The 25,917-nt window shown below is 69.1% G+C and carries 20 protein-coding genes; 7 read left to right on the forward strand and 13 right to left on the reverse strand.

Features of this window, described 5'->3' with window-relative positions:
- Positions 1-2 precede the first annotated feature (2 nt).
- From SALPAC4_RS0108960 to SALPAC4_RS0108970, 3 genes are all read right to left on the reverse strand, one after another.
- Positions 3-1,367, reverse strand: coding sequence for an FAD-dependent oxidoreductase (locus SALPAC4_RS0108960; RefSeq protein WP_027645078.1), 1,365 nt, complete (start codon positions 1,365-1,367; stop codon positions 3-5).
- On the reverse strand, positions 1,364-6,688 hold the full coding sequence (locus SALPAC4_RS0108965) for a non-ribosomal peptide synthetase (protein WP_019870040.1): 5,325 nt from the start codon (positions 6,686-6,688) through the stop codon (positions 1,364-1,366). The genes SALPAC4_RS0108960 and SALPAC4_RS0108965 overlap by 4 nt, the downstream gene beginning before the upstream one ends.
- Before the next feature lie 351 nt (positions 6,689-7,039).
- Entirely contained in the window at positions 7,040-7,249 is a 210-nt protein-coding gene (locus tag SALPAC4_RS0108970; RefSeq protein ID WP_026323559.1) for an MbtH family protein, read from the reverse strand.
- A 506-nt stretch (positions 7,250-7,755) separates the two neighbouring features.
- On the opposite strand from SALPAC4_RS0108970, the gene SALPAC4_RS0108975 reads away from it, so the two are divergent.
- Positions 7,756-9,003, forward strand: coding sequence for a phosphodiester glycosidase family protein (locus tag SALPAC4_RS0108975; protein WP_027645077.1), 1,248 nt, complete (start codon positions 7,756-7,758; stop codon positions 9,001-9,003).
- 90 nt (positions 9,004-9,093) lie between these two features.
- On the opposite strand, the gene SALPAC4_RS0108980 is transcribed toward SALPAC4_RS0108975, so the two are convergent.
- Both SALPAC4_RS0108980 and SALPAC4_RS0108985 read right to left on the reverse strand, forming a co-directional pair.
- The gene (locus tag SALPAC4_RS0108980) at positions 9,094-10,626 is read right to left on the reverse strand and encodes a DUF6297 family protein (RefSeq protein ID WP_019870042.1); all 1,533 of its coding nucleotides are present in this window, start codon (positions 10,624-10,626) and stop codon (positions 9,094-9,096) included.
- Positions 10,623-11,258: an ABC transporter ATP-binding protein gene (locus SALPAC4_RS0108985; RefSeq protein WP_019870043.1), complete on the reverse strand. Its 636-nt coding sequence runs from the start codon at positions 11,256-11,258 to the stop codon at positions 10,623-10,625. Before SALPAC4_RS0108985 ends, SALPAC4_RS0108980 begins: the two co-directional genes overlap by 4 nt.
- Positions 11,259-11,498: 240 nt before the next feature.
- Between SALPAC4_RS0108985 and SALPAC4_RS29120 the strand changes: the two genes are divergently transcribed.
- Entirely contained in the window at positions 11,499-13,646 is a 2,148-nt protein-coding gene (locus SALPAC4_RS29120; protein WP_027645076.1) for a GH12 family glycosyl hydrolase domain-containing protein, read from the forward strand.
- 189 nt (positions 13,647-13,835) lie between these two features.
- Here the strand turns inward: SALPAC4_RS29120 and SALPAC4_RS0108995 are convergent, their stop codons facing one another.
- From SALPAC4_RS0108995 to SALPAC4_RS0109020, 6 genes are all read right to left on the reverse strand, one after another.
- Positions 13,836-14,762 (reverse strand): alpha/beta fold hydrolase, encoded by a 927-nt coding sequence (locus SALPAC4_RS0108995; protein WP_027645075.1) that lies wholly within the window; start codon positions 14,760-14,762, stop codon positions 13,836-13,838.
- A 1,002-nt stretch (positions 14,763-15,764) separates the two neighbouring features.
- The gene (locus SALPAC4_RS0109000) at positions 15,765-16,595 is read right to left on the reverse strand and encodes a helix-turn-helix domain-containing protein (RefSeq protein WP_019870045.1); all 831 of its coding nucleotides are present in this window, start codon (positions 16,593-16,595) and stop codon (positions 15,765-15,767) included.
- A gap of 41 nt (positions 16,596-16,636) precedes the next feature.
- Positions 16,637-17,785 (reverse strand): cytochrome P450 family protein, encoded by a 1,149-nt coding sequence (locus SALPAC4_RS0109005; protein ID WP_019870046.1) that lies wholly within the window; start codon positions 17,783-17,785, stop codon positions 16,637-16,639.
- A 157-nt stretch (positions 17,786-17,942) separates the two neighbouring features.
- Positions 17,943-18,374 carry an RNHCP domain-containing protein gene (locus SALPAC4_RS0109010; protein WP_027645073.1) on the reverse strand — a complete coding sequence of 144 codons (432 nt, stop codon included), beginning with the start codon at positions 18,372-18,374 and terminating at the stop codon, positions 17,943-17,945.
- A 20-nt stretch (positions 18,375-18,394) separates the two neighbouring features.
- Positions 18,395-18,778, reverse strand: coding sequence for an RNHCP domain-containing protein (locus SALPAC4_RS0109015; protein WP_019870048.1), 384 nt, complete (start codon positions 18,776-18,778; stop codon positions 18,395-18,397).
- Positions 18,779-19,134: 356 nt separating this feature from the next.
- A complete protein-coding gene (locus tag SALPAC4_RS0109020; protein ID WP_019870049.1) occupies positions 19,135-19,893 on the reverse strand; it encodes a DeoR/GlpR family DNA-binding transcription regulator in 759 nt (252 codons plus the stop codon).
- A 60-nt stretch (positions 19,894-19,953) separates the two neighbouring features.
- Between SALPAC4_RS0109020 and SALPAC4_RS0109025 the strand changes: the two genes are divergently transcribed.
- Both SALPAC4_RS0109025 and SALPAC4_RS0109030 read left to right on the forward strand, forming a co-directional pair.
- Positions 19,954-21,204, forward strand: coding sequence for an MFS transporter (locus SALPAC4_RS0109025; protein ID WP_019870050.1), 1,251 nt, complete (start codon positions 19,954-19,956; stop codon positions 21,202-21,204).
- Between the two features lie 143 nt (positions 21,205-21,347).
- Positions 21,348-21,845: an ArsI/CadI family heavy metal resistance metalloenzyme gene (locus SALPAC4_RS0109030; protein WP_019870051.1), complete on the forward strand. Its 498-nt coding sequence runs from the start codon at positions 21,348-21,350 to the stop codon at positions 21,843-21,845.
- 111 nt (positions 21,846-21,956) lie between these two features.
- On the opposite strand, the gene SALPAC4_RS0109035 is transcribed toward SALPAC4_RS0109030, so the two are convergent.
- On the reverse strand, positions 21,957-22,529 hold the full coding sequence (locus tag SALPAC4_RS0109035) for a GNAT family N-acetyltransferase (RefSeq protein ID WP_019870052.1): 573 nt from the start codon (positions 22,527-22,529) through the stop codon (positions 21,957-21,959).
- Positions 22,530-22,832: 303 nt separating this feature from the next.
- On the opposite strand from SALPAC4_RS0109035, the gene SALPAC4_RS27730 reads away from it, so the two are divergent.
- Positions 22,833-24,125, forward strand: a complete 1,293-nt coding sequence (locus SALPAC4_RS27730) for a hypothetical protein (RefSeq protein ID WP_019870053.1) — start codon at positions 22,833-22,835, stop codon at positions 24,123-24,125.
- A 150-nt stretch (positions 24,126-24,275) separates the two neighbouring features.
- On the opposite strand, the gene SALPAC4_RS0109045 is transcribed toward SALPAC4_RS27730, so the two are convergent.
- Entirely contained in the window at positions 24,276-25,049 is a 774-nt protein-coding gene (locus SALPAC4_RS0109045; protein ID WP_018817030.1) for a helix-turn-helix domain-containing protein, read from the reverse strand.
- 133 nt (positions 25,050-25,182) lie between these two features.
- Between SALPAC4_RS0109045 and SALPAC4_RS28400 the strand changes: the two genes are divergently transcribed.
- Together SALPAC4_RS28400 and SALPAC4_RS28405 are read left to right on the forward strand one after the other, a co-directional pair.
- Positions 25,183-25,416 (forward strand): hypothetical protein, encoded by a 234-nt coding sequence (locus SALPAC4_RS28400; protein ID WP_026272130.1) that lies wholly within the window; start codon positions 25,183-25,185, stop codon positions 25,414-25,416.
- A gap of 9 nt (positions 25,417-25,425) precedes the next feature.
- Complete coding sequence (locus SALPAC4_RS28405; RefSeq protein ID WP_019870054.1) at positions 25,426-25,647, forward strand: hypothetical protein; 222 nt, start codon at positions 25,426-25,428, stop codon at positions 25,645-25,647.
- Positions 25,648-25,917 lie beyond the last annotated feature (270 nt).

Below are 25,917 nucleotides of genomic sequence, written 5' to 3' on the forward strand. Positions count from 1 at the left end.
CCTCACCGCCGGGTCGCGCGGCGACGACGGCCGACGCCTCGGGCGGCGGCGGTGGCTACCAGACCGGTGGCCAGGACGAGCCCGGCACCGGCCCGGCGCAGAATACGGTCCTGACGGTTGGCGCGGGCCAGCGCGTCGGCGTACGGGATGGTGGTGTGCGCGACCATCGCGTACAGCGGCACCCAGCGTTGCGGCAACAGCCGGGCGAGCACTCGGTCGGCGGCAGCGGAGGCGCTGTAGCCGAACCGGTGCACCCGATCCCGCAGGTCCTCGAAGTTGGTGGTGGACAGGTCCGCGAGCACGTCGGTGTGCGGCTTCCGGGCCGCCTCGTAGGCGGCCAGCGCGGTGGCCCGGTCGGGGTGTGCGGTGAGACATTCGTCGAGGACCACGCAGTCCTCGAAAGCCGAGTTCATGCCCTGGCCGTAGAACGGGTAGACAGCATGTGCGGCATCACCGATCAGCACCACCCGGTCCGCGTACCGCCAGGGGGCGGTCCGGACGGTGACCAGGTGCCCGACCGGGTGCTCGGCGATCTCCCGGACCAGGTCGGGCATCAGCTCCTCGGCGTCGGGAAAGCGCTGGCGGAAGAAGTCCCGGATCGCCGCTGGGGTGTCGAGGGCGGCGAAGCTCACCGGGCCCTCGTACGCCATGAAGAGCGTGCAGGTCAGCGAGGCGTCCCGGTTGGGGTGAGCGACCATCATCGCCTCGTGACCGGGCCAGACGTGCAGCGCCTCCAGTCGGACCCGGGGCTGACCGTCGGCACCGACCGGGATGGTCAGCTCCTTGTATCCCCAGGGCAGGAACTCCTGGGCGTGGTTGGCGCGCAGCCCGTGCTGCAGCTGCTGTCGGACGGTGGAGAAAGCCCCGTCGGCACCGACGATCAGCTCCGCGGTGACTGTTCTCGGCTCGCCGCCGGTGGTGGGCGCGACCTGCACAGTGCCGACCTCCCGGTCCAGACTGGTCAAGACGTGGTCGAAGTGGAACCGCACCCCCGGTTCGGCTTCGGCGGCGGTCACCACCAGGGAGATCAGCTCCTCCCGGAGTACCGAGTGGAGGATCTCGTGCTCGCGCACCCCGTACGGCTGGGCCCGCACCCCGCCCTCCGGCGAGTGCACCACCCGATCGCGCATCGGCACGCTGTGCTTGAGTACGTCAGCGAGGAGCCCCACCCCGTCCAGCGCCCGCATCCCCCGGGCGGAGAGCCCCAGGTTGATCGACCGGCCCTCCGGTTGGGCCAGCGCGGAACGGGGGTCCGGGCGTCGCTCGAAGACCTCCACCTCGTGGCCTTGCCGGGCGAGGTACAGCGCGGCGAGTGAACCGGCCAGGCCGGCCCCGACGACGACCACACGTTCTCTGCGCCTGTTCATGCGCCCTCCTCGGCGATCAGACTGTCCAGGAGCTCGTCAACCTCGCGGTCGGAGAGGTCGTCGAGCGAGGCGAGCAGGTACTTGGGGCTGGTGTCGGCGCTACCGATCCGGTGCGGTTTACCGGGGGAGCCCGCAGCGGTGATCTCGACCGCGAGTTCGGCGACGGTGGGGGCGGCGAAGAGGCTCCGCAGCGCCAACTCGACACCGAAGGTGGTGCGGATGCGGGCGATCAGCCGAGTCGCGGTGAGGGAGTGTCCACCCAGGGCGAAGAAGTTGTCGTGCACACCGACCTCGGTCCGGCCGAGCACGTCCTGCCAGAGCGTGCCGAGCCGCGCTTCGACCGGGGTACGGGGGGCGGTTGGGCCGCTGGCGGTGGTCTCCCGCCAGGTCGGCTCGGCCAGCGCCCGCCGATCCAGTTTGCCGTTCGCGGTACGGGGCAGCGCGTCGAGCAGGACCAGCGTGGCTGGCACCATGTGTGCCGGCAGTCGCCGGGCCAAACCGGCGCGGATCGCTGGCCAAATCGACGCCGGGTCAACGGCGGCGGGTTCGGCGACCGCGTACGCGGCGAGCCGGACGTCGGCGTCCCCGCCCCAGGTGGTCACCACGGCGTCCCGGATGCCGGGCTGGTCGCGCAGCGCTGACTCGATCTCGCCGAGTTCGATCCGAAATCCCCGCACCTTGACCTGCTGGTCGGCGCGGCCGTGGTAGACAAGGCGCCCGTTCGGGAGCCGACGGGCCAGGTCGCCGGTGGCGTAGAGCCGCCCGCCGGGGCGCGGGCTGAACGGGTCGGGGCGAAACCGGGCCGCGGTACGGCCCGGGTCACCGTGGTATCCCCGCGCCACTCCCGTGCCGCCGATGTGGAGCTCTCCGACCACACCGTCCGGTACCGGCTGGCCGGCGGCGTCGAGCAGCAGGATCCGGGTGTTGGCGAGGGGACGTCCCAGGTCGACCGGGCCGGTTTCCCCCACCAACCCGGCCGAGGAGTAGACGGTGGTCTCCGACGGCCCGTACCCGTTGAGGACCCGGGCACCGTCGGCACGCAACGCGTCGGCCAGGTCGCGGGCCAGCGCCTCACCGCCGCTGATCCGCAACCGCACCCCGGCTGGTACGCCCGCCGCGGTGACCAGCATCCGCCAGGTCGCCGGGGTGGCCTGGAGGACGGTGACACCCCGCTGCCCACAGGCGACCCGCAACGCGCTGGCATCTTGGGCGGTCGCCGCGTCAAGGATCTCGACGCGCGCCCCGGCCAACAGCGGCAGCACCAGCTCGACCAGGGAGATGTCGAAGGCCGGGGTGGTGATCGCCGCGACTCGGTCGGCGGCGGTGAGCCCGAACGCCTGGTGGCAGCCGACCAGATGGTTGATCACCGCACGGTGCGTGACCACGACGCCCTTGGGTGCGCCGGTGGAGCCGGAGGTGTAGAGCAGGTAGGCGAGGCCGTCCAGGTGGCCGACGACCGGCGGCGGGTCCGTCGGCAGATCCGGGTCGAGCTGGTCAACCCGGAGTACCACGGGGGCGGTGCCGGCAGCGGCGGTGGCATCGCTGATGAGGGGCGTCCCGGCGGGATCGGTGAGCAGCACCGGCGGGGTCGCGTCGGCCAGCATGGTGGCCAGCCGGCCGACGGGCAGTGCCGGGTCGAGCGGCAGGTACCCACCGCCGGCCCGCCAGACGGCGAGGAGCGCGACCACCAGGTCGGTGCCCCGGCCGAGGCAGAGCCCGACCGGGACGTCCGGGCCGACACCGTGGGCGCGGAGCAGATGGGCGAGGCGATTGACGCGAGTGGCGAGGTCCCGGTGGCACAGGGCACCATCCGGACCGGTGACCGCGACCGCACCCGGGTCGGCCGGGGGGAACCGGTCGAGTAGTTCACCGACGCTGGCCACGTCCGGCAGGGGCAGTGCAGTGTCGTTGCCGTCCCGCAGGATCCGAGCCCGTTCGGCCGAGTCGAGCAGGGGTAGCTCACGGACGGGGGTGCCGGGCCGGTCAAGGGCGGCGGCGAGCAGAGTGAGATACCGCTGCGCGATACGGCGGATCCGGTTCGCCTCGTAGCGATCGGTGCGGTAGGTGAGGCGACCACGCAGTCCGTCGGGGCGGTCCTCCACGGTGAGGGTCAGGTCGAACTTGACCGTGCCGTTCTCCCAGAGCCGGGGGGCGATCCGCAGCCCCGCCACCGTGACCTCCGGCGGTGGCTCGTCGAGGGCGAACATCACCTGCACCAGCGGGCTGTGGGCGAGGCTGCGGGTCGGGGCGAGACGGTCCACGACCCGGTCGAAGGGCACGTCCTGCCGCGTCTGTGCGGCGATGCCCGAGGCTCGGGCCTGGGCGAGGAGATCGGTGAAGTCGGACCGGTCGGCGAAGCGGGCCCGCACGGCGATGGTGTTGGCGAAGAAGCCCACCACGTCCCGGGTCTCTGGCCGGGTACGCCCGGCCACCGGGACCGCTACCAGCAGATCGTCGGCCCCGGTGAGCCGATGCAGGAGGGTCTGGAAGCCGGCCAGGAGCCGGGTGAACAGGGTGCCGTCCCGGCTCGCCCGCAGCCGGGTGGTCAATTCGTCGGGGATGGTGAAGACCACCTCGCCGCCGGTGTCGGACTGCTCACCCGGACCGGGCGATGAGCCTGGTGACGTCGGCGTTGTCGACCAGGCCGGTGCGGTGGTCCGGTCGGCGGGGAGGTCGAGCAGGGTCGGGGCCCCGGCCAACTCCGCGTGCCAGAAGTCGATGTCGGCCGCGAAGGCGCCGCGGTCGGCCTGCTCCCGCTGCCAGACCGCGAAGTCCCCGTACCGCACCTGCGGGGCGGGCAGGTCGGGCTGGGCACCGGCGACTGCCGCCGCGTACCCGACGGCCAGCTCGCGGAAGAGGATGTCGAACGACCAACCATCGGCGAGACTGTGGTGCACCACGACGGTGAGAACATGCTTCTCGTGGCTCCGCCGAATGAGCCCGAACCGGGCCAACGGGCCAGTCGCCAGGTCGAAGGGCTCCCGGGCTGCCGCGTCCACCAGCTCCCGGACCGCGGCGTCTACCCACTCCCGACCGGCGTCGTCGGAGCGGCCGTCAACCCGTTCCCGACCGGCGTCGTCGGAGCCGGCGTCGACCCGCTCCCGACCGGCGTCGTCGGAACCGGCGTTGACGACCGGCAGCCGGACCGGTGTGGCGGGCCCGACCAGCTGGGCTGGTTCTCCGTCGACCGCCGTGAAGTGAGTCCGGAGGGTTTCGTGCCGGTCAACCAGCCAGCTCAGGGTCGACTCCAACGCGGCCACGTCGAGCGGGCCGGTCAGCTCGACCGCCCAGGCGATGTGGTATGTCGCCGTCCCCGGCGTCAGCTGATCGAGCATCCACAACCGACGCTGGCCGAGCGACGCCGGCAGGAGGTGGGACTCGGTGCTCGTTCCCACGCCGGGCCGCGTTGCCGTCGGTCCATCCGCCAGCCGACGTACCCCGGCGTTGACCGGCTGCGCTTCGGCGTGCGCGCCGAGGATGCCGGCCAGCCGGGCGAGGGTTGGGTTTTCGTGGACGACGCGTACCGGCAGGTGCACCCCGAACCGATCGGCGACGACGAAGGTCAGCCGGGTGGCGAGCAGGGAGTTTCCGCCCAGCGCGAAGAAGTCGTCGTCTGGGGCGGAGGGGCTGGCGCCGAGGAGATCGGCCCAGAGGGCGGCCAGGCGTACCTGGACCGGATCGGTCACCTCGGTGCCGAGCCCCGCTGCGGGCGGCTCGGCTCGGGGCAGCGCCCGCCGGTCGAGTTTGCCGCTGCGGGTCAGGGGCAGCGTGGGAAGGACCAGGTAGGCCCCCGGTCGGAGGTGGGCCGGGAGCCGGTCGGCCGCGTACTCGGCCAGCTCCTGGGAGGTCGGGGCCGACTTACCGGAACGGGGCGTCAGGTACGCCAGCAACCGGCGCCGTTCCCCCTCCCCGTCCACCAGGACAGCGGCGTCCCCCACGGCGGGGTGAGCCCGCAGCGCCGCCGCGACCTCGCCCGGCTCGACCCGGAACCCGCGGATCTTCACCTGTTCGTCGATTCGGCCGAGAAAGTCGAGGGTGCCGTCCGGCCGCCAGCGGACCCGGTCCCCGGTGCGGTACATCCGGGACCCGGGGCGGGGGTCGAACGGGTCGGGAAGGAAGGCCGCCGCCGTGGCCCCCGGGCGACCGAGGTATCCCCGGGCGACCCCGGCACCGCCGGTGTACAACTCACCGGGAACCCCGACGGGTACCTGCCGTCCCGCCGGATCGAGAACGTACACGGTGCTCCCGGGCACCGGCCGGCCGATCGGCACCGGGTCCGGCACGGACTCCGCGTCCGTCATCGGGTGCACGCAGGTGAAGGTGGTGTTCTCCGTTGGCCCGTACCCGTTGATCAGGACTGCCCCATCGCGCGCTCGCAGTGCCCGGCGGACCGCCTCCGGAGCGAGCACGTCCCCGCCCGCGAGGAGCTGCCCGACCCCGGCGAGGCAGTCCGGATCAAACTCCACCAGTTGGTGAAAGAGACCGGCGGTCAGCCAAAGGACTGTGATCCGTTCCCGGCGCAGCAGCCGCGCCAGCTCGGTGAGCTCCAGCGCACCGGGTGGGGCCAGCACGAGCCGGGCCCCGCTGGAGAGCGCACCCCAGATCTCCAGGGTCGCCGCGTCGAAGGCGACCGGGGCGAGTTGAAGGACTGCCTCGGTGGGCCCCAGGCGCAGGTAGCCAGGCTGGTGGACCAGGCGAACCACGGCGGAGTGGGTAACGGCGACACCCTTCGGCGTGCCGGTGGAGCCGGAGGTGAAGTTAACGTAGGCGAGGCCAGCGGGGTGAAGTCGCCGCGGTGCGACGCCGGTTGACGCGGCCAAACTCGTCGACCCGGCCAAACTCGTCGACGCGGCCAAACTGGTCGACCCGGCCGGGCCGGTTGAGGCGGCCACGCTGGGCTGGTCCAGGCGGAACAGCCGCCTGGCACCCGGCACCTCGGCGGTGGCCAGCACCGGTGGGTCCCCGGCAACGGCGAGCAAGCGCCGGATCCGCGCCGGCGGGTCGATCGGGTCAAGCGGCAGATACCCACCGCCGGCCTTGAGGATGGCGAGCAGGGTGACGACGAGCTCCACCGAGCGGGGGAGGAGCACCGCCACCGGCTCGTCCGGCCGGATACCCCCAGCGACGAGCCGATGGGCCAGGGTGTTGGACCGCTCAGTCAGCTCACGGTAGGTAAGCATCTCCCCGTCCCCACCGACCACCGCGACCGCGTCCGGCTGCCGCCGCGCCACGGCGTCCACGAGGTCCGGCACGGTGCCACCGACTGTGGTGGTGGGCATCGGGTCCGGGTCGTTACGGGCGTCGAGGGGCCCTGCCCACACTGTGCACTCCTTCGCGTCGCAACACCGAAAGACAGCTACAGAACAGTGGAACGGAGAACCACAAATTCCGCCGGCCTCACGTTGAGCAACACTCATGGGCCGGAGATGAAAAGAAACTACGAGCAATATTCAAGACCTGTCAACCAACCGACAAGCCTGACCTGAGCCGCTTAACGGTTAGCCGACAGCTGACGGGCGATCCGGCTATTTTCGGGACAATGTCAACCATCTCCCGACGCGTAACTCGGGAGTAGCCGACGGCGAAGAAAGTGACCCGCGGGCCGAACAAAATAGCCGCGGGCACCCCGGTTAACCGGAGCGCCCGCGGCGGTAGGCGGGGTACGGCGTGGGTCAGCCCTGGGCCTCCAGCCACTCCCGTAGCCCACGCGGGCGCAGGTCGGTCCAGACCTCGTCGATGTGCGCCAGGCAGCTGGCACGATCGCCGCTGAAGCCCACCGTGCGCCAGCCGGCCGGAAGCTCCGACCCGTCCGGCCAGATCGAGTACTGCTCTTCGTCGTTCATCACGACGTGGTAAGGGCGCGGATCCTCGGATTCTTCCATCGACACTCTCCACGGGAGACAGCCACAAGTTAGCCGGAAACTATACCGCCCTATTCGGTTGGCCCGGGTTGACCGATCGTCGCCAATTTGGTCATCCGATCGCCCACGGAAATCAGGCCGAGAATGCGAACCCATCGGTTGAGCAGCAAGGCCCGGAAACATAACCATGCGCCTACTTCAGGTAATTCGAACAATTTAGCAGTCAGTAGCTATTTTTCAGGCCAAGGGTGGCGCGCATGGAAGTGTCACCGCCGCCAGCTACACGGTTTCACTCTCCGTGACCGCGCCCCTGGGCGGCAGCGCCGCACGGCACCGACGACACCCGGACCGGCCCTTCTGGACCGGCGGCAGCGACGTTGTGGCCCGGGCTCACCACACCCAGCGCTAACCAACTATTGACGTACCTTTCGCATCGCTGCTCTGGTGAGTTCCCCAGCACTGGACAGCATGGAGGGATGGCAAAGATGAGAAACAGGTTTCCGCACCCGCGCCGCAGCGCGGCCACGGTGGCGACAGCCCTGCTTGGAGCAGCCCTGCTTGGACTCACCACCACCCCCACGCCGGTTTCGGCGGACGAGGCCACCCTGCCCATCGGCGACTCCGACCTGGCCGAGAGCCGCAGCACCGAGACCCTCGCCCAGGGCGTAACGCTGACCCGGATCGTCCGAGGCACCGAACCGGCACCGATCGACCAGATCGGCGACACCCCCCGTGGCCCGTGGGTGGTCAATGTCCTGACCATCGACCCCAGGCAGAGCCGGGGGCACCTCGCCGCGACCTACGGATCCGACCTGGCCGGAGTCGAAAAGACCACCGACCTCGTCCGCGAGTCTGACGCGCTGGCCGGGGTCAACGCCTCGTTCTTCACCTTCACCGCCAGCGCCGAGTATCCCGGCGACCCCGTTGGCCTCGGGGTGTACGGCGGGCAGCTGCTCAGCGAGCCCACCGGTGACGCCGCGGAGGTGGCTCTGGTCCTCGACGCCAAGCACCACGAGGTGCTCATGGGCCAACTGCAGTGGACCGGTGACGTCCGCAACGCCCAGACCAAGGTCAGCCTTCCGCTGGAGTACCTCAACCACCCACCGGTTGTCCCGGACGCCTGCACTGAACTTCCAGACCCGACCCAGTGCGCCGACTCCGGCGACACGGTGCGATTCACGCCGGAGTTCGCCGCCAGCACGCCGTCCGGGCCGGGCGTTGAGGTCGTCCTCGACCGTAAGGGCTGTGTGGTCCGGACCACGACCACCCGCGGCACGACTCTCACCCCGGACCAGACCTCCCTCCAGGCGACCGGGCGGGAAACGACGGATCTGCTCGCCGTGGCGCAGGGCTGCGTGAAGTACTCCAGTTCCCTGCGGGACGAGGCGGGCAAGAAGGTTCCGCTGCGCCCCGGGACGTTCGCCGTGAACGGCCGCTACCGGCTGATTAAGGACGGGCAGGTCGTCGCACCCACCGACTCGGACGGCTTTTTCGCGCGCCACCCGCGCACCATCGCCGGAACCACCCTCGACGGCAAGATCATGCTCGTGACCATCGATGGTCGACAGACCACCAGCGTGGGCACCACCATGACCGAGACCGCCACGGTCGCCGCCGCGCTCGGTATGCACAACGCGGTCAACCTGGATGGCGGTGGATCAACCACGATGTCTGTCGATGGCGCTTTGGTCAATCAGCCGAGCGGTAGCGACGAGCGCCCCGTCGGCGATGCCCTCATCTACATCGACCGTAAGTTCGCGACGGCTGACGGCTGACGGCTGACGGCCAGGTAGTCCGGCTGACTGCAGCCGCAGTAACTTCGAGTCAGCCGGACTCGGCCGCTCCAGCCCGTACCAGTGGCGGGGTCAGAGTGAACCAGCGGTGCGGGCGGAGAGCCGCACCAGCAGCGCGCACCCCAGCACCGAACTGACCGCCTGCGCGAGCAGCCACGGCCAGCCGAGCACCTCCGGCGCCGGCAGCAGCACCAGACCGACCGAGACCGGCAGCGTCAGCACGGCCAGCACATCGACCCCATTGACCAGCCAGAGCAGCATCCCGGCCGGAAACGCCCCGAGCGGCGTGTCGACCAGGATGGTGCCGAGCGAGGCGGCACTCGCCTTCGCCCGCTGGTAGGCGCCCGCCGCCACGGCCGGCCCCGCCAGCAGACCGAGCACCCACCACGGCCCGGCGAGCGCCCCGAGGCCCTGCAACACGGCCAGGGTGATCGCGAGCCAACCACCAGCGATGACGGCGGGCACCACGAGTCGCGCGGCGGCCACTCGACGGCCCGTGAGACCGAGCAGGCGCAATATCGCCGGGTTCGCGGCGTCACTGTGCGTGGACTCCCCGGTAAAGCCGGCGGCGCCCAGCGCGCCGATCAGGACCACGCCGAGCAGCAGCCATACCGGCCCCTCGGCGAGGTAGACGGGGACGGCCACCGAGCCCACCGGCCACCAGAGCCGCGGCGCCTTCCGGCGCAGAATGATCAGATCCTGGGCGATGAGCGGAGAGAGCCAGCGGGTCGGCAACAGCCGCGTCGTCCGGACCCGGGTCCGGCTGCGCCAGAACCGGCGGGCACTCATCTCGGCGAGGTAGGAGGGTTCGACCGCGTACGCGACATCGGCGTACGCGCCCGCGTTGATCGACGCCTCCGCGATCGGCGCGGCCGGCCAACTCTCCACCGTCCGCAACGTCAACCCGACCAGGAACAGCCCCGTGACCAAGGCGGCGCCACCGGCGGTAAGCACCACCACGGGTGGTATCGGCAAGGTGGGCAGGCCCGGCCCGCCGGCCGCGCCGAGCGCGGCGGCGACGACGAGGCTGCCCGCGCCGACCGCGACGCCGCCGCCGTCCGCGAGGCGGGCCGCGGCGGGCCGGGGCTGGCCGGCGATGGCGAGCAACGCCACGAAGACCGCGCCAGCCGCGCCGGTGGTGCCGCCGGCCCACAGCGCCAGGAGCTCGGCCGGGCGGGCGACGATCCGCCCGGTCACCGCGATCCCGATGGCAGCGCCGACGACGAGCGCGGCGACGGTGGTGAGGGCGAGCGCCGGCGCGAGCAGGGTACGCCGGGGTATCGGCGCGAGCAGCAGCCAGGTGGCGTCACTGCGGCTGACCGAGAGCGGGCCGAGCTGGCGCAGCACGACGAAGAAGGCGGCGAGGACCGCCACCCCTCCGACAAACGGGGTCACCGCCGGCTCACCGGACGCCTCCGGCGGCCAGACCACCCGCGCCACCGGCTTCCCGACCAGCGCGGCGGCCATCAGCACCGTGAGGGCCACGACGTAGACAGCGCCGATGTCGACGCGGCCCTCGGCGGCGATCCGGCGGCGGCGTACCCAGCGGCGGGCATGAACCGTGGCCGGTGCCGCCGGCCGGACCGGGGCCGCGGTCGGGGTCACTCCGCCTCCGGCCGGATGAGTGCGACCGCGCTGGCGCCGACGCCGACCCGGAACCCGTCGTCGTGGCTGGCCATCACGAGCGTGCCGCCGGCCGCCACGTACGAGCGCAGGTGCGCGGCGACCGCACCCTTGATCCGGGTGTCGAGGCGTTGCTCGGGCTCGTCTAGGACGAGGAGCCGGCTGGGCCGCACGAGGGTCGCGGCGAGCAGGAAGCGCTGCCGCTGCCCCGAGGAGAGGGTGCTGGGCAGGCTGTCGGAGAGCCCGGCCAGGCCGAGGGTGACGCAGAGCTCGGCGATGTGCCCATCATCGGGGTCCCCGCCGTTGACCACCCGAACCAGGTCGAGATGTTCCCGCACGGTGAGGCCCTGGTACCAGCTCGGCGACTCTACTGTGGTGGCGACCTCTCGCCAGAAGTCCGCACCGCGACCCGGCACCGCCGTGAAGACGGAGATGTCACCGTCGGTTGGCTCCTGCAGGCCGGTGACGCACCGCAGCAAAGTTGACTTTCCGACCCCGTTCTCGCCGACCAGTGCGACGGCGCTGCCCTCGGGGACCTGGAGGTCGATCCGATCCAGCACCAACGTCGAGCCGTACCGGACCGTCACCTGCCGAACATCAACCACCACGGTCATCGGCGCGTTCCCACCGTCATACCTCTGCCCCCCGTCGCGCGAGTGCGCGCACTTTGCCGGACATCATGACAGAAGCCCGGTGACCGGAACAGATCAGAGTTGATGACGGCCGGACCTGCACGACACTTGCCTGAAACAAGTTTTCATCAACTCTTCTCGATCTCGAAGCGCCATGGTTACATCGGTACGTGCCGTTGGTTGGAGCGCTCCCAAAGGCACACCGAGACAAGGAGGTAAGGCATGAGACGCCTGTTCCAGGCGCTGACCGTACTGGCGGTCGCTGCCACCACCGCGCTGGTCGCCGCAGCGCCGGCACAAGCCGCGACGATCTGCGAGCAGTACGGCACCACCACCATCCAGGACAAGTACATCGTCCAGAACAACCGTTGGGGCAGCGCCGCCGAGCAGTGCATCGAAACCACCAACAACGGGTTCCAGATCACCTCACAGCAGGGATCCACCTCCACCTCCGGGCCGCCGCTCTCCTACCCGTCGATGGTGCTCGGCTGTCACTACCAGAACTGCTCACCCGGGACCAACCTGCCGGCACAGCTCAGCCAGGTCAGCAGCGTTCCGTCCACGATCAGTTACGGGTACGCGGGCGGCACCTACAACGCCACCTACGACATCTGGATGGACCCGACTCCGAAGACTGACGGGGTGAGCCAGATGGAAATCATGATCTGGTTCCACCGTCAGGGCTCGATCCAACCGATCGGCGGTCCGGTCGGCAACACCACTGTGGGGGGTCGTAGCTGGGAGGTCTGGCAGGGTAACAACGGCGGCAACGACGTCGTCTCCTACCTCGCACCGGCGACCATCAACAGCTGGTCGTTCAACGTCAAGGACTTCATCGACGATGTCGTCGCGCGGACCCAGGTCACCAACGACTGGTACCTGACCAGCCTGCAGGCGGGCTTCGAACCGTGGAACGGCGGCGTCGGGCTGGCCGTCAACAACTTCTCCGCTGATGTGAACATCGGGACGAGCCCCCCGCCCCCACCCCCGCCGGGGGACGGCGGCACGATCGTCGGCCAGGCCAGCGGACGGTGCCTGGACATCCTGGACCTCGGCACCGCCGACAGCACCCCGATCCAGCTCTGGGACTGCACCGCAAACTGGAACCAGCTCTGGAGCCGTACCGGCAACACCTTCGTCAACCCACAGACCGGTAAGTGCCTGGATGTCTCCGGCGGGTCCACCGCCAACGGCGCCCGGGTGCAGCTCTACACCTGCAACGGCACCGGAGCCCAGAGCTGGCAGGTCAACGGCGACGGCACCATCACCAACCCGCAGTCGGGCAAGTGCCTTGACGCGGTGGAGCAGGGCACCGGCAACGGCACCCGGCTCCAGATCTGGGACTGCTTCGGCGGTGGCGGCACCCAGCCCAACCAGGTCTGGACGGTCGGCGGCGGCAGCACGCCCCCACCCCCGCCTCCGGGCGACGACCAGACCCCGTTGGCGATCAACGGCCAGCTGTACGTCTGTGGCGTGAACCTGTGCAACCAGTACAACCAGCCGATCCAGCTCCGCGGCATGAGCACCCATGGCCTGCAGTGGTTCAACAACTGCTACAACGACGCCTCGCTGAACGTGCTGGCCGACGAGTGGCGGGCTGACCTGTTCCGGATCGCCATGTACGTGCAGGAGGGGGGCTACGAGACCAACCCGCCGTGGTTCACCAACCGGGTCAACGAACTCGTGGACGAGGCCGAGGAGCGCGGCCTCTACGCGATAATCGATTTCCACACGCTGACGCCGGGCGACCCGATGTACAACCTCGACCGGGCGAAGACCTTCTTCGCCGCCGTCGCTTCTCGCAACGCCGACAAGAAGAACGTCATCTACGAGATCGCCAACGAGCCCAATGGGGTCGGCTGGGGCACCATCAAAAGCTACGCCGAGCAGGTCATCCCGGTGATCCGGGCCAATGACCCGGACGCCGTGATCATCGTCGGCACCCGCGGCTGGTCCTCGCTCGGCGTCTCCGAGGGGTCCAACGCCGACGAGATCATCAACAATCCGGTCAACGCCAGCAACATCATGTACGCGTTCCACTTCTACGCCGCGTCGCACAAGGACCTCTACCGCGCCGAGGTACAGCGTGCGGCGGCGACACTCCCGCTGTTCGTCACCGAGTTCGGCACCGTCGACTACACCGGCGATGGTGGGGTCGACGTGGGCAGCACCAACGCCTGGATCAACCTGCTCGACCAGCTGAAGATCGGCTACGCGAACTGGACCTACTCCGACGCCAACGAGGGCAGTGGAGCATTCACTCCCGGGACCTGCACCAGCGGCAACTTCTCCGGGACAGCTAACCTGACCGCCTCCGGCAATCTCCTTCGCAGCCGGATCAGCACCCCCGACAACTTCCCGACGAGCTGACCCCGGCCTGACTCCGACCGGCCCGTGGCCGGCGGCGGGAAGCTCTCCTCAGCCTCACCCGCCGCCGGCCACGGCCACCGCCGCAGGGCGTGCCGGTGTCCGCAGGTGTACGGGCGCGACCTACCGCCCACCACGGCGGCCGGTTACCCGCGCACGGTGCGGCCTGCTACCCGCGCACGGTGCGGCCTGCTACCCGCGCATGGTCCGGTCCGGGCTGACTCTTCCTGAGCCGTGGTGGGGCGCGGCCAGCGTGGGCGTCAGCGCGGCGGCTACTTCTTCGGGGAACTCCTCGTGGACGAAGAGTTTGCCCCGCCGAACTTCGTGCAGGCGAACCTCACCCCGGAAACCGGACATCATCGCGCGCGTCCAGGCCACCGGGAAGTAGGGGTCGTCGGCACCCCAGACCAGCTGGACGGGGACGTTGATGCGGGAATGCAGGCCAGCGAGAGCGTCGAAAGCCGAGAAGTCGAAGTTCCGGGGAAACTGGCCGAAGGCCCAACGCAGATCAGCATTATCCTTGAGGGGCCGCAGAAAGAATTGCGCGAAGTCTCCGTCCAGCAGGTTTCGGTCATGAAAGGCATCACCGAGAACGAATCGGTTTCGCCGCAGTAGTCTGATGTTCAACGCCGTCGTGAGCAGCCGCTCGAATCCGGGTAGGTGGCGGGTGGCGAACAGCAGCGAGAGGCGCCAGTGGGCCCCCTGCGGCTGCTCGGTGTCGATCAGACCCCAGGAGCGGACGCGAGGATCGCCCGCCAGGGCGCTTCGCGCGATGAGCCCACCGCTGTCATGGCCGACAACCCCCACATCATCAAGGGCAAGGGTGTCTACGACGCGCCGTACCGCCGCCGCGTGCGTGGCGACATCGATGCGAGCGGTTTGGTCGAAGCGGCTGTCCCCTGCCCCGACGAGATCAATGATGTGACATCGAAAGTGCGGAACGAAAAACGGCAGCAGGCTCCGGAACGTTGCCCCACTAACTGGCCAACCATGCACGAAGAGCACGTCTGGCCCTTCGCCAATACTGCGAACCGCAACCTGACCTTCACCCACATCAATGAGGCGATCCGGCCGAGCGCGGAAGAAGTTGCCGGCCTGCACGACGGTAAAATCAGACATCGATTCACTCCTGTCGACATCATGTGGCTTGGCGAAGCCACCGGAGGAGAGCACGTACCGCTACTCTCGCCGGCAGTACGCTCGTCATTACTCGACAGTGACAGCCCAATAACGCTCTGTCGATTACCTGCAAGGTAGTGAACCCTTTTCAGCGGGAGAAGCCGTCGCGCGGGGAACAGCGTCGTCGCTCCTCATCTCACCCCCGCCCGCCTCGCCCCACCTCACCGCCGACGCCCATCACGAATCCGCTCGAGCGACTGCCGCGCCACTCACACCACGACCGCGCCCCGCCACGACCAACCGACACACGCCACGACCGACCCACGCCACGACCGACCGACCGACACACGCCACGACCGACACACGCCACGACCGACCCACGCCACGACCGACACACACCACGACCGACCCACGCCACGACCGCGCCGCACCAGACCAACCGACCGCCACGACCAACCGACACCATTGCCGCGCCACACTGTCGAGCTGCCCCGCCCGTGCGACCGATGCCGGGGCAGCCCAAAGGTGCCCGCCATCAAGTTCCCATCAACGACCAATCGGCCTAATCACCATCTCACCTCACCAACCCGACCGCGCCACCACAACAGAACCACAGGCACCGGCACCACCAGCACCGCCGGCAACACGGCACCACGGCACCACCGGCCCGCACATTTCCACGCCCCATCCATGAGGGCAGCTCGACAGCACGCCGAACTCCACCTTGCCTGCGACGCACGGGGAAGGCGGCGGCCAGCTCCTCCACCATCACCTCACCCACGGAGCCGATGCAGCCGGACACCCGAGGCGCCGCGTAGAGCGACTGCCCCAGCCAGCGCGGATCGCGGCGATGTCGTAGGGAACCACTCGCTCGCCAGCAGTCCGCACCGGCGCCGACGAGCCGGAACCCACAGGGCCAGTCTGCAGCCGGAGGCCGAGTGGCCCAGCCGGAGGCCGAGTGGTCCAGCCGGAGGCCGAGTGGTCCAGCCGGCAGCCGAGTGGTCAGCCGGAGGCCGAGCGCCGGCTTCTCAGTTCTCGCCCGGTCTCCTCGTCGGCGGGATAGAACGACTCGATCGACAGCTCGGAGAGGGTTACGTCCAACGGCGTACCAAAGGTTGCCACCGTGGTGAAGAGGTTGAGCACTCGGCCGCCCCGTCGTAGCCGCACCGGCACCACGATGCCGTTGGGCTCCGGGCCACCCGCATAGGCTTCGCCGCCGGGGTAGCCACGCAGCTCCTCCTCAAGGTCAGCCAACTCGGGGTCGCCACTGAACTCCACCTGCCGGCTCAGCCGATGCAGTAGGTGCCACCGCCACTCACCCAGGTTCACGATGTGTGGGGCCAGCCCTTCCGGATGCAGACTCGCCCGAAGGACGTTCGCCGGTGGTACGAGCAACTCGGGTGCCACCAGCTCGGTAAGCACCGACAGGCTCTCGTTGGCCGCTACCAGGTTCCAGCCCCGGTCAACGACGACGGCGGGATACGGTTCGTGCCCATCGAGCACCTGCCGGATGGCGGAGCGGATGACACTCATGGGCGGAGCGTCCAGCGAGTTCTCCGAATAGACCGGCGCAAATCCGGCAGCCAGCAGTAACCGGTTCCGCTCCCGCAACGCCAGGTCCAGCCGGTCCGCCAGCTGCAAAACCATCTCCCGGCTCGGTGCGGAGCGGCCGGTCTCCAGGAAGCTGAGGTGCCGGGTGGAGATGTCGGCTCGGATGGAGAGCTCCAGCTGGCTGAGTCGGCGCCGACGACGCCAGTCCCGCAGCATCACCCCAACGGCCGGTCTCGTGACGGTCATCCAAGCATCGTCCGTCGCCGACTTCTCGCTGTCCATTACCTGCGAGGTAGGGCCCGCACGGGCCAACCCGGGCTCTACTACCAGGTGACCAGGAGTTCGGCCGGGCCATGCGTGCGGAACGTCGGCCGCCACCGGACCGGCGCCCCGGGTGCGGCGAGTGCCAGGCTGGGCAGCCGCCGGGCCAGTACGGTGATCGCTTCCTCGGCCTCGACCCGGGCCAGGGCCGCACCGAGGCAAAAGTGGGGGCCGTTGCCGAAGGCGAGCCGCGCGGAGTTTCCATCCGTCCCCCGGGTGGCGGCGGCGATACTCAGCAGCACGGTGTCGCCGGCCGGAATCGTGGCGCCCCCGATGGTCATCTCCTCGATGGGGAAGCGACGGATGGCGGCGGGTGCGGGCGGTTCGAGGCGCAGCGTCTCCTCGATCGCCTCGGAAGCCCGCGCCCCACGGAGGCTGCCATGGCCAAGTAGGCGCAGCACGGTCGAGGCGATCAGGTTGGCGGTGTTCTCGTACCCGGCGAACAGGATCAGGAAGGCCAGTGAGGTCAGTTCGTCCCGGGTTAACCGGTCCCCCTCCTGTTCGGTGGCGACCAAGGCGCTAAGCAGGTCGTCCCCGGGTCGCTGTCGCTTCGCCTCGATCAGGTTGACGACGTAGCCGTGCAGTTCGACGACCGCCTGCCGGATGGCGTCCCGGTCCGGTGGGTAGCTGGTGAGCATCGTGTCGGTCCAGGCCCGGAGATCGGTGCGCCTGGCTTCCGGTACGCCCAGCAGGTCGGCGATGACCTGGACAGAGAGCGGCGTGCAGTAGCCGGTGACCAGGTCGACGGGGCTGCCCGTGGCGACCACCGTGTCCACGAGTTCTTCGGCGGTTCGTTCGATCCGGGGACGCAGTGCGGCGACCCGCTGTGGGCTGAAGGCCGGGCCGACCAGGCGGCGCAGTCGGGTGTGATCGGGTGCGTCCAGGTTGAGCAGGTTCGCGTCGAGGGCCGGCGGCAGCGCGAATCCGGACCAGCCGCCCCGGCTGTGCTTTCGGTTGAGGGCCAGGCGGGGGTCGGCCAGCGCCCGGGAGACCAGTTCCGGGCTGGTGACCAGCCAGGCCAATGAAGTATCCGGCAGCAGCACCTGATGCACGTCGCCGGTCTTTCGAAGCTGGTCGTACTCCTGCCCGAGTCGCGCGCCGGAACGGGGAATCGGGGCCGGTTCCGCCCGCATCGGTTGGTCTTGGGACATCACGCCAGAGTAGCGGCGATCCACTGACAGTCCGAAGTGGCATGAGGCCGGTCGGCGAGTCAACGTGGGTGGAAGCTCGGCGAGTTGAACTGGGTCAGCTCAGCTCGCCGAGCCCACTCCGCCGGTAGACCTCAGCGGTCAGGTGCCGATCGGACGATCACGGTACGAGAAACACGCGCCGGGCGATGCCGGGATCCCGCAACGGCTTCACCGCCAACCGTACGAGGATCAGTGCGTTGTCGTCGCCGGCGATCCGGTTGGCGCTGAGCTCACCGCAGGAGCGGCACTGGTGAATGATCATCCATTCGCCGTCGGGCCGCACCGACATGCTCAACGCTTCCATCCGACCACGGCAGCTCGCGGCTCGGTCGCCGGGTATTCGCCGGTCCACGTGCAGACTGGCCAGACAGTTCGGGCAGTGATTGCGGTGCGTGGTGCCGGGCGCGTCGGACGACACGTCCAGCCGGCAGCCCACGCATCGGAAGTCGTTCGCCCGATGCCCACCCTGACGGTGGAGAACGTCCTTGTGTCGCTGTGGCCGCCGGTTGGCCCGTGCCCGCTCGTGCGCGCTTCTGCTCCGCCTTGGCATCGTCGATACCTCCAGTCGATTCAGAGGTCGCCGAAGGTCTCGAGCGGGAACGAGGGCTGCGCCAGTGGTCGCACGGCGATACGCATCAGGATGAGCTGGTTGTCGTCGGCGCAGATGGGGCTGGAGGTCAGCTCATCGCAGCGTACGCAGCGGTGGATGACCATCCAGTCGCCGGTGCGGAGCACGGCGATGGCGATCGGCGACATCCTGCTCTGACAGTCACTGGGACCGCCCTCGACGTGATCGTGAACGTGCTGGGAGTGCAGACAGGACGGGCAGTGATTGCGCCGGATGCCGTCTCCGGCGGCGGCGGACACGGTGAGGCCGCACCGAACGCAGGAGAACGTGTCGATCTTCAGGATGTTCTGCGACGTACGCGAGAGAGTCTTCTTGGTGTTGGACACCCGGGGTGCTCCTTGCTGAGATGTCGTTAGGGACAGCAAGAGCAGGCCGAGCAAGCCTCGCACCGACCCGTCGTGGCATACGCGGGCCGAGCATGGGTGGCTGAGTCAGGCACCGGAAGAGTCCGGTCACTTACCGCTCGGAAGGAGCGGTATCGGGAACTGCGGACTACTGGACGGTGCAGCGAGGCGCGCTCGGCGCGGGCTGGATCATAAAATCTCTCTCCCAGGGCAGCGGCCTAGAGCAGGGGAAACGGAACTTCGTCAGGGTAGGCAGCCCACACCGCCGCTGTCACCCGGATTATCGAGCACCCCAGCGCATCCCCACGATCTGGCCCCACGGGAGACCGGCTCACAGATCACACCTGGCGTACGGCAACACCGAGGGCTTTCAGGGCGTCCACCTCCTCGTGGGGGGCGTCGTCGGTGGTCACGACGGCGTGCAGCGCAGCGGCGGGAGCGACCAGGGCGAGGGCGGTACGGGAGAGTTTGGCCGCCTCGGCTACCACGATGACGCGGTGGGCCGCGGCTATCGCGGCGCGCTTGATCGCGGCGTCAGCCAGGTCGTACGCGGTCAGCCCGTTGGCGGCGGTCAGGCCGCAGCAGCCGACGATCGCGGTGTCGAAGCGCAGCGCGGCGAGGGATGCCTCCGCCAGGGGGCCGGTCAGCGCCAACTCGCCGGGGCGGGGCTCCCCACCAGGCAGGAGCAGCCTCAGTTGGGGTGCACCGACGAGGGCGCTGGTCGCGTGCAAGGACAGCGGCATGACGGTCAGGCGGCGGCGGGCCAGTGCGCGGGCCACCGCGAGGCAGGTGGTGCCGGCGTCGATGACGACCGCCTCGCCGTCCGCGATCATCTCGGCTACCGCCGCGCCGATTCGTTGTTTGACCTCCACGCCGTCGCTCGCCCGAAGCGCGAACGGGGGTTCGTCGCCGCGCAGCAGCACGCTTCTGGCCCCGCCCCGGTAGCGCTCGAGCAGGCCCTGCTCGGCCAGGAGCTCCAGGTCCCGACGGACGGTCATCTCCGAGGTGCCGGTCTGCTCCGCCAGCTCCGCGACGCTGAGCTGGCCGGCCCGGCGTACGGCATCGGTGATCTGTCGGTGTCGGTCCACGCTCGCCATCCCCCTATTGAACACCAGTTGCGTTCAAATTTCGAGGTCCGAACAAAAAAGATGTTTGCTATGTTCGCTCGCATGTTTGAATCGCTACGGGCGGCCCGGCTGGCCACCTTCGCCTACTTCACCCTCAACGGCTTCATCCTGGGGATCTGGGTCGTCCATATCCCGGTCATCGAGCACCGGGCCGGCGTCAGCCACGCCACACTCGGCTGGCTCCTGCTACTCCTCGGTGCCGGCGCCTTCGTCGGGATGCACGTCGTGGGACCCCTCACCGACCGCTTCGGCGCGCGTCGGATCGTCCCGCTGAGCGCGGCCCTGTGCAGCGCGACGCTGATCCCGCCCGCCTTCGCTGGGAACGCCGGGGCACTGGGCCTGGCACTACTGGTGCTGGGTATCGGCAACGGCTGCCTGGACGTCAGCATGAACGCCCACGCGGTGCAGGTCGAGGCCGGCTACAAGCGCCCGATCATGTCCGCGTTCCACGCCATGTTCTCCGTCGGCGGCGTCCTCGCCGCGCTGGTCGGCGCACGGACCCTCAGCTGGGACTGGAGCCCAACCACCACGCTGGCCACGGTCAGCCTCCTCGGCCTGGCAGCCACCGCCGTCGCCGCACCCGCACTGCTGTCGTTGCCGACGAAGACCGGCGCACGGACCCCAGCTAGCGCCACCAGGAGCCGCCGGGCCAAAACTCCCCTGCGCATCTGGGCGCTCGCCGGGCTCGCACTGATCCTGATGCTCACCGAAGGCGTCGCCAACGACTGGAGCACGTTGTCCCTGCGCGACGCGTTCGACGCCCCCGCCGCCACCGCCGCGCTCGCCTACGGCGCCTTCGCCGCCGCCATGACGATTGGACGCTTCCTCACCGACACCATCGCCGCCCGCTTCGGCCCGGTGGCCATCGTCCGGTACGGCTCTGCGCTGGCTGCGCTCGCCCTCACCACCATCGCGCTCGCGCCGTCGATCCCACTCGCTCTCGCCGGGTGGACGCTGCTCGGAATCGGCCTCTCCGGCGCCGTCCCGCAGCTCTTCAGCGCGGCCGGTCACACCGACCCGGATGCTGCCGGCACCAACGTCTCCCGCGTCGCGGGCCTCGGGTACCTCGGCATGCTCGGCGGACCCGCCGTCATCGGGCCGCTCACCCAGCTGATGCCCCTGAACTACACGTTCGTCCTGCCCGCGGCCCTCTGCCTGGTCGCCGCGCTCGTGGCCCATGTCCTTCACCCCCGAGCGGGAGAGCCCCGGCTCGACATCGAGGTTCCGCAGCCGGCCACCGCCCGATCGATAGCGAACGGGCCCGGGGTGCAGCGAAGCTGAGAGCTGTTTAGATAATCCTCTAGGTTGACAGTCTTCAAATCAGAGAGCAGACTAGAGCTTGCTTCGAGAAGCATCTAGACAGCCAAGCCGGCGTCGTACCACCACGCCGACAACCAGATGATCGAACCCACAGGAGGAAAACCATGTCCCGGGTACAGCTCGCGCTCCGCGTCTCCGACCTCGAAGGCTCGATCGCCTTCTACTCGAAGCTGTTCGACACCGAGCCGGCCAAGCGCCGCCCCGGCTACGCCAACTTCGCCGTGGCGAACCCGCCGCTGAAGCTCGTACTCCTGGAAGGTGAGCCGGACCAGGCCACCGCGCTGGACCACCTGGGGGTCGAGGTGCCCAGCACCGACGAGGTAGACGCCGCGACCCGGCGGCTCGCCGACTCCGGTCTAACCACGCTGGAGGAGCAGAACACCGAGTGCTGCTATGCGCTCCAGGACAAGGTCTGGGTGCACGGCCCCGGCAAGGAGCCGTGGGAGGTCTACACCGTCAAGGCCGACTCCGACCAACTCCAGAAGGCGACCGAGAGCGATTGCTGCACCCCGGCCGGGGCGACGGCGACCGAGGGCGCGTGCTGCACCCCGACCGCGGCGAAGGAGACGGCGGGCAGCGGCACCCAGTCGAGCTGCTGCTGACTGCTACTACGCATCGAGGCGGTGACCGCCGGCGCCTCGCTCAACGACCGCGCCGGCGGTCCTGCCTCGCTCAATGCCGCCGGTCCTACCAAGGTGGTTGGGGCCGGTAGCTCAGTGCGTCGACTGCCGCATGATCCAGGTGGGCAGGGGCTCCTCGAAGGTGCTCGCCACCTCCCAGCCGGCCCGCCGGTACATCTCGACGTTGTCGGGGTTGCTGGTTTCCAGGACCGCCGGAAGACCCGCCGCGGCGGCGTGCCGCAGCCCCATCGCCATGACCGCGTGGCCCCATCGACGACCCATACTTTCGGGATGGGTGCCCAGGACACTGAGGTACCAGAACGGCTCTGTGGGCAGCGCCGCGTCCATCGCCCGATGGAAGGCATCGAAGCGGCTCAGCGCGTCGGCGGGGAGGTGAGTGGCGAGAACGCCGTCCAGCTCCTCGTCCCCCGCCCCCGGCGCCTGCCAGATCGCGACCGACGCTCCGCGCTCGATCGTCCAGATCGTTTGCTGATGCACCTGCTTGTCGAAGAGGTACCCGAAGAAGACAGTGGCGTACTCAGGGTAGGTCGCCTGGTCGGGAAAATAACATCGCAGAAGGGGGTCCTTCTCGAAGGCGGCGACAAGTGAGCCGACGACGCGCTCACGGTCTCCCGGGCTGGCAACGTTGATCTCAGGTGCTGTCACGGGATGCAAAGCTACCGCAGCTCAAGGCGACTACCCGGCGCATGTAAGCAGGCTCGCATCTCGTTTGGGGGTCTTTATTCGCATATCTACCCCTTAAGCGCCTTATGACGGATTTTACTCGGGTTGGTTGCCACCTACCGGGTAGCCCGAGGAGCGCCACACCGGACCGCACTGGGCGACTCCTCGTCCGTAAACGGGGAAGGACACCGGAGCGCGATGAACCATCAGCACCACCAACACGAACCGAGCGGGCCACGTCAACGCCGCCCAAAGCCACGATGGTGGGCGCTCGGACTGGCCGGGATGACTGGCTTGGCCCTCACCACTGTCGGGGTTGCCGCCGCCCCCGCGGACGCCGCCCGACCTTTCCCGACCAGCGCCGAGGACCGCCCCGGCAAGACCGCGGACCGCCCCGGGACGCCGGAGACGCCCACGACCGACGGGCACCGCGGCACATCCGACGAAAAGAGCAAGGGCAAGAAGGAACCCAAGGGCATTCCCATCCCCTGCGACACCGACAAGCTGATCGCCGCGATCACCCTCGCCAACGCCCGCGGCGGCGCCACCCTCGACCTCGCCAGCAAGTGCACCTACCTACTCACCGCCATCATCGACGACGCCGGCCTCCCCGCCATCACCACCCCCATCACCCTCAACGGCGGCAAGCACACCATCATCGAACGCGCCGCCGCCGTCGAACAGTTCAGAATCCTCACCGTCGACACCGGCGGCGACCTCACCCTCAACCACCTCACCATCACCGGCGGGCAAACCGACAGCGACGGCGGCGGAATCCTCGTCAACACCGGCGGGGCGCTCACCACCAACCACAGCACCATCACCCGCAACATCTCCGGGGACAGCGGTGGCGGCATCCGCAACAACGGCGTGGCCACCCTCAACCACTCCACCGTCAGCCGCAACACTGCCGTGTTCGGCGGCGGGATCTTCAACTCCGGCCTGCTCACGTTGATCAAGTCTCAGGTCGAGTCGAACAACGGAAGTGAGGCGGGCGGCATCTTCAGCCTTGGCAACATGAGCGCCACGCACAGCGTCATCGCTCACAACCAGGCCAGCGACGCCGGCGGCGGGCTGCTGCTGGGTTCGGGAACGCACACCCTGACGCACACCCGAATCGTGAACAACGCCGCACCCCAGGGCGGCGGTTTCCTGCTCAACTCCCCCGGCCAGGTCACCCTCGAGAAGGTGCTCCTCGCGGACAACACCGCGACGAGCCAGTCTGGGGGCGGGGCGGTGGTCTCCACTGGCGCATTCCTCGTCGTCCGGGACAGCACCATCAAGAACAACACCGCCGCTACCGCCGACGGGGGTGGCATCGACAACGCCGGAGAGACCGTCCTCCAGCAGACGGAGGTCATCGGTAACCAGGCGGGCAACCAGGGCGGCGGCATCTACAACGAAGCCACCGGCACCCTCGACCTCATCGCGACAAAGATCATCAAGAATGTCGCCGTCGTTGACGGCGGGGGCATCTACAACGACAACGGCACGGTGAACCTGAACACCGCCACCGGCACGATCGTGATCAAGAACCGACCCAACAACTGCGTCAACGTCCCCGGCTGCGCCGGCTAGCGAACCGAACGACATCGGCCCCACAGTGGCCCCGCTCCCGCCGCACTCCGGTAGGGGCGGGGCCCGGTCTGTTCGACGCGGCTGGCGGGCCAGGGTGCCGGCCGCCGGCATCACGCCGGGGGTGCCCTCAACGCCCAGGGAGACGACGCGCTATCCGGGAAGGTCCTGGGGCAGAGTGTTGTACCGGTCCAGAGTGGCCTTGCTGGTCGAGTTGTCCTGGAACACCAGCTCCCATGGGCCAGTGTTGATATCCATGGCTTTACCGAAGCCGACCCACTTACCGGTCATACGTCTGCCGGTCGGTTCGACGAGTAGCTGAATCGCTCCGTGATAGCGGGCGCCTCGGTAGTAGCCCTCCTCGGCCGTCTGCTCGGTCCACGTCCCGGTGATGACGCTGCCATCCACGGTGAGATCCAGCGCCAGCGACGACGAGGCGGAGTTCGGGAGGCTACGTACGGTCAGCCGGTCACTGTGCTGCAACAGCACCACGTAGTGCTGCCCGGCGTAAGACTCACCGCGGCCGCTCGAGTAGAACTGATAGCGACTGAGCCACACGCCCACGTAAGTGCCGTGCGGGGTGCCGGGGCGGGCCGCTGGCTCCGGCGTAGCCAGATCCGACATCGACGATGTCAGATCGTGGCCCCCCTCGCGATCAGCCTTGACCTGAGCGCCCGGCAACGCGGCGAAACCAAGCAGCTCGATAGGGAGGCCGGTAACCACCTCCAGCGCACGGAGGTAGACGGGCCTGGGAGCAGCGATCGCGCCGGACTCCCACCGCTGTACCAGCCGCTTGTTGGCGTCGTTCGGTTCTCCGGCCCGGTGGCCGGCTGCCTGCAGCGCGCGGGCGAAGTCGTCCTGGCTCATCCGCATCCCGGCACGGACAGCTCGAAGCGCGGTGTTGGGGGTAGTCATGGTCATCACCATAGCTATCTGTCGCCTGAATGTCGCCGCCAATGTGGGTGGTTTGCCATGTGCTGTGCCGCCGTGCTCGGCGACACAGCAGCGACATCATGACGGGAGCCAACCGCTGTAGCAGTACCGAGGGAGGGCAATCCTCATGCGAAACATCCGTAATGCCTGGCGGCGACTCATCGACCAGTCCGCACCCATACGGACTGGCGCCAAGCACCGCTTCGGCCGTCAGCCCGCGCGTGTGGATACGACCGGACCGACGACTCGGTACGCGGCACGGGCGGGTGCCTACCACCCACTCCGCAACCAATCAACGGTGATCTTTGATACCCGGCCGTTGATGACCCCGCTGGCCCGGCAGCGGGCCGACTCCCGGTGACGGCCACCGATGCCCGATCGCGCCCGTGGTCAGCTGTCGGCAGCCCAGTTGCGCAACCGGATGCTCCTGTCCGCTCGGCGAATCATCACCGAACACTGGCCACGCGTGGACCGGTGCTCGGTCTGTGGCTGCAGGTGGCCGTGCCCACCCACCGAAACCGCCTACGACTACCTCGCCTCGATGGGGCAGGGCTGCTGGGCGCCCCCGAAGGGTGTGCGGGGCTTGCGGTGACACCAACCCCCGCAGATCCGTCCTGGCGGCTGGACCGGACTGCTCCGCTGTGACCTGATCCGAGCACCACCAAGCGTTCGGGTTGGCCCTGTCCGCCCGGATCGGTCGGGAGGTCCGGCCGTTGGCCTGATTCGCGCCGCATCTATGTCCCTTTTAAGCGTGTTTCTCGTGTTCGTGTCGATGTGGGGCCAGTGTCGGGATTAGCTGAAGGTGGTCGCTATCGCCTGCCCGGTAGCCGGGGAACAGCCACCGCAGGGTGGTGCGTTGCTC

The organism is Salinispora oceanensis (assembly GCF_000383575.1).
GTDB classification, from domain to species: Bacteria; Actinomycetota; Actinomycetes; order Mycobacteriales; family Micromonosporaceae; genus Micromonospora; species Micromonospora oceanensis.